Genomic DNA, 11,201 nt, shown 5'->3' with positions numbered 1-11,201 from the left:
CCGCGAGGTACGAGCAGCCGTATCGAAACTTTCGCGTGGAGGGCCTCGATACGCGTCCTCGCACGGGCGCTCGGGCGCTACTCGACCGACGAAAACATCGCCGGCGACTACGCGCCGAGGACTCGGGTTAGGTAGGGGTTCGCGAAGACGCGGCCAGGGTCGAGGCGGTCACGCACCGCGACGAAGTCCGCGAAGTGCGGGTACAGCGGCGCCAGTGACCCGGCGTCTTGGTAGTGCAGCTTTCCCCAGTGCGGCCGCCCGCCGTAGCCGCGCATGATCTGTTCGACCGCGCGGAAGTACTCCTCGGGGTCGTCGCGGTAATGCCGGTGCACGGCAATGTAACCGGCGTCCCTCCCGTGGGCGGTGGAGAGCCAGTTGGCGTCGGCCGCGGCGACCCGCACCTCGATGGGGAAGGAGATGCGCCATCCGCGGTTCTCGATGAGGGTACGGATGTCGCGCAAGGCTGCGGGAACGGAGGCGCGAGGGATCGCGTACTCCATCTCGCGAAAGCGCACCGTGCGCGGGCTCACGAATACCCGGTGCGAGTAATCGGTGAAGTCGCGGTTGCCGACCAGCTTGGTAGCCAGCCGATTGATCGCCGGCGTCGCGCTCGGCGCGATGCGCCCGACCGCACACATCAGCGATAGGGCGCCGTTGCTGAGCAGTCGGTCTTCCCACCATTCCCCCACCGGATGCAGCGGCGCCCGTTCGGCGTCGCCGGCCAGCCGGGTGTTCGACTTGGTCGACACCGCGTCGGTGTGCGGCCACCAGTAGAACTCGAAGTGGTCGACCGCGGTCGAGCGCTGCTCGAACTCGGCGAGCACGGCATCCAGATTCTCGGGCCGCTCGACCGCGCTGAGCAGGTAGGCCGGAACGCACTGAAGAGTCACGTCGACGATCACGCCCAGCGCCCCGAGCCCGAGGCGCACTGCGGGCAGCAACTCGGCGTTCTTGGTCTCGGTGACCCGCAGGATCGAACCGTCGCCGATGACCAAGGTCATCCCGACGACCTGGGTGGCAAGCCCCCCGAAGCCCGCCCCGGTGCCGTGTGTCCCGGTGGAGATCGCCCCGGCGATGGTCTGCCGATCGATGTCGCCCATATTCGCCAGCGCGAGGCCGTATGGGCGCAGGATGTCCGGCAGCTGATGCAGATTCGTCCCGGCCCCGAGAGTGACCTGGCCGAGCGCCTCATCCACGGCGACGACGCCCTCGATCCAGCCGAGGTCGAGCAGCACCCCGTCGGTTGCCGCGATCGGGGTGAAGCTGTGCCCGGCGCCGACCGTCTTTACGGTGAGCCCGGTCGCCCCGGCCCACTTCACGATGTCGACGACCTCGCCGACGGTGGTCGGGCGTGCCACCCAGGTCGGGTTGGAGCTCGCTGACCGGCCCCAATTGCGCCAGATGCCTCCCGGTGCGAGAACGCCGGGCCGGCTTTGCGTAGTTTCTGTGCTCACAGGAACACCTTTCCCTCTCCGCGATAGGTCAGTTCCGCGCCGATCAACCGGCCGCCGTCGACGACGGCGAAACCGTTCAGGTGCTCGCTCAGCTCCCCGGCCTTGGTGTGCCGCAGCCAGACGGTGTCGCCGATCTGCAGGGCAGCCGCGCCGCGGCCGGTGAGCGGCGTCTGCACCTCGCCGGCCATCTCGCGCGGCACCAGCTTGGTGTCGCGCGGCCAGGCGACCAGGGGCAGTCGCGAGGCGTCCGGCGGACCGGATGCCACCCATCCGCCACCCAGCAACGTCGCTATTTCCGGGCGTGCCTTGCGCACGACCGAAAGCGCGAAGGCTGCGGCAGGCGCCGGCGAGAAGTGCGTGTAGTGGTCGAACAGGTGCGGACCGAACAGGCCGCTGCCCGCGGCGACCTCGGTGACCGCTGCCTCGGCTCCGGTGCTCTCGAGTGATCCGGTGCCGCCGCCGTTGACGAACTCGAGGTCGGCGATTTCTCGCAGCGAGGCCACCACCGTTGCGCGACGATCGGCGAGTTCGGCGATCGACTGCCTCTGGATCCAGCGGGTGAGCGCGCCCATCGCCGCGTTCGGCGGGTCGTTGATCAGCCCGGCGATCTGGCCCTCGTACGCCATCGTTCCCACGAGCGCGAAGCCGGGGCGAGCGACGATCTCCTCGGCGAACTGTCGCGCCTCGGCGGTGCTGCTCACGGGCGACCGCCACGTGCCGATGTGCCCGAGAAGCCGCGAATTCCAGGACGCGTCGAACTCGAGACAGACTCGGATGGTCTCTCGGCGGGACGGGTCCAGTACCGCGTCGATCACGTCGAGCTGCTCGGGCGAGTCGACCATAAGCGTCACGCGGGCGGCGAGCGCGGGGTCGGTGGCGAGCTGGCGGATCGCGGACCGGTCGACGGTCGGGTAGCCGACCACGACATCCTCGATCGGTGGGTGCTGCTCGTCGCCGGCGGCGAGCCACAGCGCCTCCGGCAGCGTGTACGCGAGCACGCCGGAATATCCGGGCAGGGCGAGCACCGCGTCGAGCACGCCGCGCACACGGATGGACTTGCTCGCGACGCGGATCGTGGTGCCGTTCGCCCGGCGCAGCATCTCGAAGGCGTTGTGAGCGAGCGCCGGGAGGTAGAGCGCGCCGAAGGGTGGGTCGAGCTCGGCGGTGGCCGCGCTGAGCATCGGCCAGTACGACGCGGGCTGGGTCCAGGGCGACTTCGTCTGCGGACGGAGGGTGATCGTCATCAGCGCACCGATTTCACTGGGAGCACGGCCAGCGCGCCGAGGAGTGCGGCGAGAGCCGCGAGAAGGAACAGTCCGGCGAATCCGGCGAGCGCCGCAACGACGAGCGCGCCGAGAAGCGGCGCGAAGGCTTGAGGCACGGCGGTGGCGATGTTCATGATCCCGAGGTCTTTACCCCGGCTGTGGGCATCCGGCAGCACCTGGGTGGCGAGCGCCTGATCGACCGAGAGAAAACAACCGTAGCCCAGCCCGAGGATGCCTGCCGCCATCATCGCCACCTCGTACGAGGGCACGAGAGCCAGCATGACCGCGGCGATTGCCTGCAGCGCGGAGGAGACGAAGACGAAGGGCTTGCGTCGGCCGATCTTGTCGGAGAGGCGGCCGCCGACGAGCGAAGCGACCACCACGAAGACGAGATAGATCAGCACCAGCATGATCAGATCGTCTTCGGCGTCTTTGCGGTGCAGCCCGTACTGCAGAAACTGCAGCAGCAGCGCCGTGCCGAAGGCGTTGCCGAAGTTGGCGAGGATGCGGCTCGAGAGGGTCCAGCCGAAGTCGGGATGCTGGCGCGGGCTGATCCAGAACCCCGCGATCATCGCCTCCAGCGTCAGTCGCTCGCGGTCTTTCTTCTGCAGCACTGCATCCGGAACGAACAGGGCGAAGGGCACCACCAACGCGACGACCAACACGGCGACCAGGGTGTAGCCGACGAAGGTGGACAGCATCAGCACGGTGACCAGCAGCAGACCGAGGATGGTGCCGATCGCCTGCGGGGCCGCGATCCAGCTGGAGATGTAGCCGCGCTGGCGCACGGGCACCTGGTCGGAGATGACCGCGGTGAGCGAGGCGCTGAGGACGCAGAAGCCGGTGAGTGCCAGTGACCAGAACACGCCGACACCGACCATGCTCCGCTGGGCGCCGAGCAGGATCAGCCCGACCGCGAACAACAGCGCGCCGCCGATGATCCATGGCCGACGTCGGCCGAAGCGCGAGGTGGTGCGGTCGGACAGCGCGCCGGTCAGCGGGAATGCGACGAGCGCGCAGACGCCGGCGATTCCGGAGACGATGCCGAACGCCACGACGTTGGCGATCCAGTCCGTCGATCCGAGGCGGGCATTCACCTGCTCGACCTGCGTGGGCAGAAGCAGCTGGATCGGCGTCAGCTGCGCCATCCAGATCCCGAGCCAGGCGGTCGCGAACAGTGCGATCCAGGCACCGGAGACCTTGGTCTTCGGTTCGGCGAAGAGCGCGACGGTCACTGTGCTCCTCCGTGAGTCTGGGTAATGCTCGTGCTGCCGGCGCCCGGCGCAGTCGTCGCGAACGACGCGATCGTGTCGGCCATGAACTCCATCAAACGGGCCGCCGCCGCATCGTTGCGGTCGGCCAGCCAGGCGTAGGTGAGACCGTCGGTGAGCGCGACCAGAATGCGCGCGACCTCATCGACCGGGCGACTCCAGGCGATGCCGAGCAGCGGCACCGCGGCCTCGAGCAGTCCGGCGGCAGCGCTGAGATAGCTGCCGTGCTGCACCGCCGGCAGCGCGCCGAGCTCGGCTGTGCGCATCGAATAGTGCATGAGTTCGAACATCGCCTGCTCGCGCTCCGGGTGCTGCTTCAGCAGGTCGAAGTATGCCTGCAGTGCCGCACGAACGGTGCTGCGTACATCGCCGAGCGGCGCGATCGCGGCGAGCGAGACATCCTCCTGCTGGTCGACCACGAACGCGATGACCGCACGGATGAGCTCGTCCCGCGAGCGATAGGCGTAGTGGAAGCTGGCGAGGGACATGTCTGCCTCGGCGACGATCGCGCGGGTGGTGGCGGCATGCACGCCATCTCGGGCAATCACGGTGAGCGCCGCGTTCACCAGTGCGGAGCGACGGTCGTTCGCAGACAGGCGGGCCATGCAGTCCCCTTCGACGGCACCTGTGTGGTGAAATTTCGACCTGCACGAGCCGAACTGGGTCGAGTGTCCCAGTCGTGTGACTAAGAGTGCTGAGTTGCTAGCACAAAGTCAAGACTTTCGCGTGGCCGATTGACACCAGCGGCTAGGCCGTGCTGAATGGATCGTGGTGCAGCAATCCCTCTCGAACGTCCGTCGACGTTCGTTTCGCGAACGCGGAGCGAGCGGGCTCGGTCGATTCCTGATCCTGGCCGCCGCCATTGCGCTCGCACCGGCGCTGATTGCTGCCGCCCCCAGCCCCTCGCCCGACGAGGGCGCGACTCCGTCACCCAGCCCCACCGCGGGCCCGCTCGCCGTCACCATCAGCGCCCCGGCGTTCTCCCCCACCAACGCGGTGGCGGTCTCCGGGCAGAAGGATGCCGACAGCAGCATCAGGGTAATCAACGGCGGGGTAATCAACGGCGGGGCGACCAGCGGCGGCACGCTCTGCAGCATCCCCCGCAATGGCGACGTCACCTGGAACTGCATCGTCTCCCTCGCGAGCGGCGCCGACATCGTGCTGACGGCAATCGAAGATCTCGACGGCAGCACCGGGAGCGCGCAGTCCGACCCGATCGACGTTCTGGGTGCGCCGACGATCGACGGAAACGGCGGGCTCTCTCCGGGACTCGTCACCGGTCTGGGATTCGCCGGGTCGACCGTGACGGTGGCCGTTGGTGGCGATCCGACCGGCGGATGCACCTCCCCCGTCACCGCGACCGGCTACTGGTCCTGCTCGCTCGCCGTGCCATCCGGCACCTGGGCTGTCACCGCGACGCAGACGAACCCTGCCCTCGGCGGCGGCGCCTCGTCATCCGTCTCCGGCTCGGTGAACGTCACCATCGACAAGAATGCCCCGGCCGCCCCCGTCGTCACCTCGCCGCGAACGGGAACGGTGGTCACCGCCCCGACGGTCACTTTCCGCGGCACCGGCGAAGACGGCGGTCGCATCGACGTCTACCTCTCCAACGTGCCGATCTGCAGCACGACTGTGAGCGGTACCGAGTGGAGCTGCACCACCCGATCGTCGGCCACCGGCACCTACGCCGTACTCGCGGTGCAGCGCGACCAAGCAGGCAACTATGCCGCTCCCTCCGGTGAGGTGCGAGTCAGTTTCGCGCCAGCGCCAACAGCGAGCGCGGCGCCGACACCGTCGGCTCCCGGTCAGACGACGGCCCCGGCTGACCCCGCGCCGTCACCGAGCTCGCCCGCGGCGCCGTCTCTGCCAAACGATCCCCGCTCCGGCGGCTCAACGGATGCCGGCGCTTCGCCGCCCGACTGGCAGGCTCCCACGGCGTTCGGCGCCGACATCCCGACCGTCGCCGTGTCGATCAGCCGCGGCACCTGGGCGCTCGCGCTGCTCGCGGCGCTCGCCTTCCTGGTGCTCATCGCGCTTCCGATGCGGCTGCTCGCGACCACCCTGCACGGTCGCAGGCTCCCCCGATCGCCCCGTGTCTTGGGCCGCAACCGCCGGGGAGAGTCGGTACCGGAACCGTCCGCCCCAGCCGCGCCGTGGATCGGCATCGTCGCCTCGCTGGCGGCGGCGACGGCACTCATCGTGCTGTCGACCCGGGTGAGCGATGAGGTGCGATACCTGCGGCTGACCATCGCCGTCGCCGTCGGCCTGGTCATCCTGAACGCGGCGGTCATGGTCGTCGGCAGAGTCGTGGGCGCCCGCTTCGGTGTCTCCGGGCGACCTCGACTGCTGATCGTGATGCTGGTCGGGGCGCTCCTCACCGCGGTGCTGTCGCGCGTCACCGGCGTCGACCCGCCGGTCGTCGCCGGGGCGCTACTCGGCATGGCCTTCGTTGGACGGATGCCCGCGAGACCGCGCGGGGCAGTGCGGCTGGCGGAGGTCGCCTCGGTCGTCGTGCTGGGCGTGATCGCGTGGGTGCTGGTGGGGCCGCTCGCTGCGGCATCCGGATTCTGGGCGGAGTTCGGTCGCGAGCTCTGCACCACCGTGGCCCTCGCGGGGATCGGGTCGGCACTCATCATGGTGCTGCCGATCGCAAACCTGCCCGGGCGGGTCATCCTCGAATGGTCTCCGTCGATCTGGATCGCGACCGCGGCGGTCGTCGCGACCATCGCGGGAACGGTGTTCGTCGGTACCGGTGTGGGGTTTCCGGTGCTGGCATCCCTCGCGGTCGCCGCCGGGTTCAGCGCGCTGAGCCTGGGGTTGTGGGCCTGGCTGCGCTTCTCCGAGTCGCTCGCCTGACGGGCAGCCGTTTAGCATTGTGGGAATGCTCACCGTGCTCGTGCCCTGGCGTCCTCAGCCCACCCGCGTCCCCGCGTTCGCCGCCGTCAAGGCGTGGTACGCGCACAATCTGCCCGAGGCAGTGATTCGCGTCGTCGACTCCGACGATGAGATCTTCAACCTGTCCCGGTGTCGCAATCTCGGAGTCGCGTCGATCGAGGACCCGTCCGAGGTGGTTGTCATCAACGACGCGGACACCCTGCCACAGAAAGATGCACTGATCGAGGCGATCGCCGCGGCATCCGGCTCCGGACTGGTGCACCTGCCCTACGACGAATATCACTGGCTGGGGTCGACCGGCACGGCGCAGTACGCCGGTGGCGCAGAGCTCGACGACTGCGACTTCGAGCTCGTGCGCGGCGCATGCTCGGGCGTGTACGTGACGACGCCAGAGACCTGGTGGGCACACGGCGGACAGGACGAGCGCTTCCGCGGATGGGGATTCGAGGATGCCGCATGGTATCTGGCACACGAGACCCTGCTCGGTGAGACCCCGCGTCGGCATCACGGACGCGTGTATGCCCTGCATCACAAGGCCGAGGTGCGGGAGGGCCCGCAGTACGACGCAAACGCCGCACTGATGGAGCGGTATCGGGATGCGGCAACGTCGCCCGAGGCGATGCGCGCGCTGGTGCGGCCCGCCGCGGGTTGACCGCCGCCGGTTGAGTAGCGCCCGGGGAACGGGGACGCGTATCGAAACCACCCACGCGGGCCTCGATTCGCGGACGCGCTAGAGCGCGTGCGCTACTCGACCAACAGGAGCTACTCGGCCAGCGGAGACCGCAGGGCGTCGTACGCGCGCTGTGGACCCGGATGCGCGCGGAGGTCGGTCGCGAGCGGCACGCGCGGCAGGGCGAGCACGGCCTCGATCGCGGCCGTCAGCTGCTCGATCGTGGCCGTATTCGGCGCAAGTGCCACGCCGAAACCCGCATCTTCTATCGCGGCGGCCCCGGCGAACTGATCCGTGGAGAACGGCAGCACCACGAGCGGCACCCCCGCGGTCATCGCCTCGGTCACGCTGTTGTTGCCGCCGTGGGTCACGGCCGCGGCAGCGTCGTCGAGCAGCCGAACCTGGGGCAGAAACTCGCGCACCAGAAAGCCGTCAGGGATGTCGCCGAGCTCGGCGCGATCCGCCGACCCGAGCGCGATGGCCGCCCGCACCCCGAGGTCGCGCAGAGCCGCGATCACGCGAGCCAGAACATCCGCCCGCACGGAGAGGAAGCTGCCGAAACTCACGTAGACATAGGGCTGATCGCTCGCCGCGATCCAGGCCTCTACCTCGTCGTCTCTGGGCTCCTCGCGCACAGAAGACCCGAGAAACGCGTGCGGCGGCAGAATTGCGGTGCGCTGCGGGTCTGACAGCTCGGCCGGATAGTTGTACAGCAGCAGGTCGCCGTGCTCGGCGAAGGCGTCGAGCGACGGCGGCAGCTCGGGGGCGAGTTGCGAGAGCGCCGCGTTCCACTCGGCCGTGAAATTTGTCGAGACCCGCTCGCACAGCTCGTGCAGCGCGGCGAGAGCGGAAGCATCCGGGGTGAAGGCCGCCGGCCACACCGGCGGGTAGCCGTAGACCTCGTCTCCCACCGGCAGTGCGGTCGGATGCCCGAGCACGACATCCGCGAACGGCACGCCTTGCGCGGTGAGGGCCAGCCGCGCGCTGAACGCGAGGTGATCGACGATGATGGCGTCTGCCCCCACCGCCTGCACGACCGCCTGCACCTCGCGACCGACCCGCACCGGGTCCCACATGAGGTCGCTCAGCCGGGCCTCGGCCTGAAAGGCGAGCGTCTCGACCATGCCCTCGCGGGTGGCAGCGAAGAACCCGCGCAGAGCGTCGTCCTCCCCCTTTCGCTGCTCCTCGGCACGGATGACTCCGGGGTTCGACCCCTTGCCGAGTTGCAGGTTGACCCGCTCGTAGCCGAACGACTCGACGATCGCGGCGGTGGCCGGACCGGTCGCCACGACGACCCGCTCCCCCGCGTCACGCCAGGCGGTGCCGAGGGTGGCGAGCGGAAGCAGGTGCGAGGCGTAGTCCGGACTGATGATCAGGAGCGTCATGCGATTCTGAACCTCACTGAACGTCTGAACCTCACTGAACGCCCACCAGCCCGTCGAGCAGAGCGCTCTCTTCGCTGTGCACCCCGGCGTAGAGCTCTCGCAGCGACGACGCCATCGCCTGGATCGTGAAGCTGTCTTCGACCGTGCGCCGCGAGGCGACCGCGCGATCGTCACTCGTCTCGCTCGCGCTGATCGCGAGGGCATCGCCCATCGCCGCGCCCAGCGCATCGACGTCCCAGGTGGTGGTGAGAATGCCGGTCACCCCGCGTTCGACGTAGGTTGCCGGCCCGCCCCCATCGGGCGCGACCACGAAAAGTCCGGTCGCCATGGCCTCGAGCAGGGCGATGCCGAACTCCTCTTTGAGGCTTCCGCAGACGTAGACGCCGCGCGGCGCGACCAGGCCGGGAAGTCCGAAGCGTGCGGCGGCGACCCAGCGCGCGACGGTGTCGTTCGGTCGGTGACCGGAGAGGATCAGTCCGTGGGCGAGGCGGTCTGCTGGCGCGACCAAGGCATCCATCAGATCGAGCTGTTCCCGCTCGTCGGCAGTCGGATTCTCCAGGTCGCCGCCGATGAGCAGCAGATTCGAGGCCTGCCGTAGCGGCCCGCCCGCCCACGCCTCGGCGATGGTCGCCATGCCCTTCACGCGGTGGAACCGACCGACGCTGACCAGCAGCGGGAGGTCACGACGCTCGACGGGCAGCCTGTCGAGCAGAGCGGCGAGTTCGGCCAGCGGAGCCGTCGGCTCGGCCCCTGCGGCACAGTCGGCAGCCTCCTCCACGGCCCGATCGACCACGGCGATGTCGATTCCCTCTGGCACGATCGTGTGCCGCTCGGGGTGGGCGGTGATGTCGATGCCGACGAGCTCCTTCATGTCGCGCTGCAGCTCAGGACGCGGAAACAGCACGGTGTGCGAGGCGTTCGACGCAAGCTGCTGCACCAGCCTGGTGCGGAACCAGAAGTGCTCGGTCTGATCGACATCGCCGAAGTTCCAGCGCGTGAGGCGCCCTGCGCTGTCCATCGAATTGATTACCGCGTGTGGGTCGGGCGCCACGGTGAAAACCACGGGAATGTCCAGCTCGCGGGCGACGTCGAACGCCGCGAGACTGCCGACATCCGCCATCCGCAGGTGAAGCATGTCGACCGTTCCGGCCGCCCGGAGCACCCGACGGATGCCGCGGCGGGCAGCAACCCGCAGCGGCCAGGCGTTCGCTGACTGCACGGGGTCGCTCAGCAGCGGGACCTTGCCGTAGACATGCCCATCCGCGACACCGGCGATCTCGAAAACGCTCTCGAGCGCCTCTTCGGCAGTGCCCCGGGACATCGTCACGACCCTCGAGATGCCCCGACCCTCGAGAGCGTCGCCGAGGCGAACCAGCAGTGTTGCGATACCGCCGTTGTCACCACTGCCGGCCTGGGTGAGGTCGGCATCGATGTCGGCGTGGAGGAAGAGCTGGGCGACGGTGAGCGGCGCGTCCGGGGCGCTGCGAATCAGAGAATGCGCGGCGATGTCGACCAGCGCCAGTCTCGCCACGTTGGCGAGGTAGCCCTCCCCCGCGGCGAATTCTGACAGGAGCGCGGCGATCGCGGGCACTTCGGCGCGCTGGCCCAGCGCCGCAACCGCGGCGACGCGCACCGACTCGTCTTCGTCGGCGTTCTGCGCCACGCGCATCAGCGGACCGGTAGCGATGCGATTGCGCACGAGTCCCAGGCTCTCGACCAGGCGGTAGCGCTGGTCTGGCTCGTCGATGCCGAGCAGGGCGCCCTCCAGGGCGAGTGCGATCTGCGACGGTGCGGGGTCGGACCACTGCTCGAGCGTGCGCTGGGCGAGCATGCCCGCGAATCCCCCACCGATGACAAGCGCGACCAGTCGACCGACAGCGTCGAACCGGGGCAACCGGGAGCCGAGGGCCCAGGCTGCGTGTTCGCGCAGGTAGCCGCGCTTGCTCGACAGCAGTCGCGACAGCACGACATCGGCCTGCTCGTCGTAGACCTGGGCGAGCGCGTGGGTGGCAGCGATGGCGGTGAGCTGGTCGTCGCCCGAGAGGGCTGCGGTGAGCACGCGGATCGTCCGCGCGCCGCCGTCGCGATTGGCGTCGAAGGCGAGGTCATCGGCGAGCCGCATCGAGTTCACGAGCGTCTCGGACTGGCGCACGGCGTCGAGCGATGTCTGGATGCCCATCAGCACGTCCCTTCTCGGCCCCGGCGCGGGGCCTGGGATCGCCTCCCTGACGACACTCGATAGTATCTTTTCCGCCGACCGA

The 11,201-nt window shown here is 69.2% G+C and carries 8 protein-coding genes; 2 read left to right on the top strand and 6 right to left on the bottom strand.

Going from position 1 to position 11,201, the window contains the following annotated elements:
• Window positions 1-107 precede the first annotated feature (107 nt).
• The 4 genes from IV501_RS06410 to IV501_RS06395 are packed head-to-tail and all read right to left on the bottom strand — an operon-like array spanning window position 108 to window position 4,595.
• Complete coding sequence (locus tag IV501_RS06410) at window positions 108-1,454, bottom strand: D-arabinono-1,4-lactone oxidase (protein ID WP_307812213.1); 1,347 nt, start codon at window positions 1,452-1,454, stop codon at window positions 108-110.
• The gene (locus tag IV501_RS06405) at window positions 1,451-2,698 is read right to left on the bottom strand and encodes an alanine racemase (RefSeq protein WP_200555623.1); all 1,248 of its coding nucleotides are present in this window, start codon (window positions 2,696-2,698) and stop codon (window positions 1,451-1,453) included. Before IV501_RS06405 ends, IV501_RS06410 begins: the two co-directional genes overlap by 4 nt.
• A complete protein-coding gene (locus tag IV501_RS06400; RefSeq protein ID WP_200555622.1) occupies window positions 2,698-3,954 on the bottom strand; it encodes an MFS transporter in 1,257 nt (418 codons plus the stop codon). Before IV501_RS06400 ends, IV501_RS06405 begins: the two co-directional genes overlap by 1 nt.
• Window positions 3,951-4,595 carry a TetR/AcrR family transcriptional regulator gene (locus IV501_RS06395; RefSeq protein WP_200555621.1) on the bottom strand — a complete coding sequence of 215 codons (645 nt, stop codon included), beginning with the start codon at window positions 4,593-4,595 and terminating at the stop codon, window positions 3,951-3,953. The genes IV501_RS06400 and IV501_RS06395 overlap by 4 nt, the downstream gene beginning before the upstream one ends.
• A gap of 163 nt (window positions 4,596-4,758) precedes the next feature.
• On the opposite strand from IV501_RS06395, the gene IV501_RS06390 reads away from it, so the two are divergent.
• Window positions 4,759-6,846, top strand: coding sequence for a hypothetical protein (locus IV501_RS06390; RefSeq protein WP_200555620.1), 2,088 nt, complete (start codon window positions 4,759-4,761; stop codon window positions 6,844-6,846).
• A gap of 25 nt (window positions 6,847-6,871) precedes the next feature.
• A complete protein-coding gene (locus tag IV501_RS06385) occupies window positions 6,872-7,537 on the top strand; it encodes a galactosyltransferase-related protein (protein ID WP_200555619.1) in 666 nt (221 codons plus the stop codon).
• A gap of 110 nt (window positions 7,538-7,647) precedes the next feature.
• Here IV501_RS06385 and IV501_RS06380 read toward each other — a convergent pair whose 3' ends face one another.
• Both IV501_RS06380 and IV501_RS06375 read right to left on the bottom strand, forming a co-directional pair.
• Complete coding sequence (locus IV501_RS06380; RefSeq protein ID WP_200555618.1) at window positions 7,648-8,940, bottom strand: glycosyltransferase; 1,293 nt, start codon at window positions 8,938-8,940, stop codon at window positions 7,648-7,650.
• Window positions 8,941-8,971: 31 nt separating this feature from the next.
• Window positions 8,972-11,119, bottom strand: a complete 2,148-nt coding sequence (locus IV501_RS06375; RefSeq protein WP_200555617.1) for a glycosyltransferase — start codon at window positions 11,117-11,119, stop codon at window positions 8,972-8,974.
• Window positions 11,120-11,201: the final 82 nt, after the last annotated feature.

The organism is Lacisediminihabitans changchengi, from assembly GCF_016634425.1.
Classification (GTDB): domain Bacteria; phylum Actinomycetota; class Actinomycetes; order Actinomycetales; family Microbacteriaceae; genus Lacisediminihabitans; species Lacisediminihabitans changchengi.
This window is presented reverse-complemented; position numbering and strand designations above follow the sequence as displayed.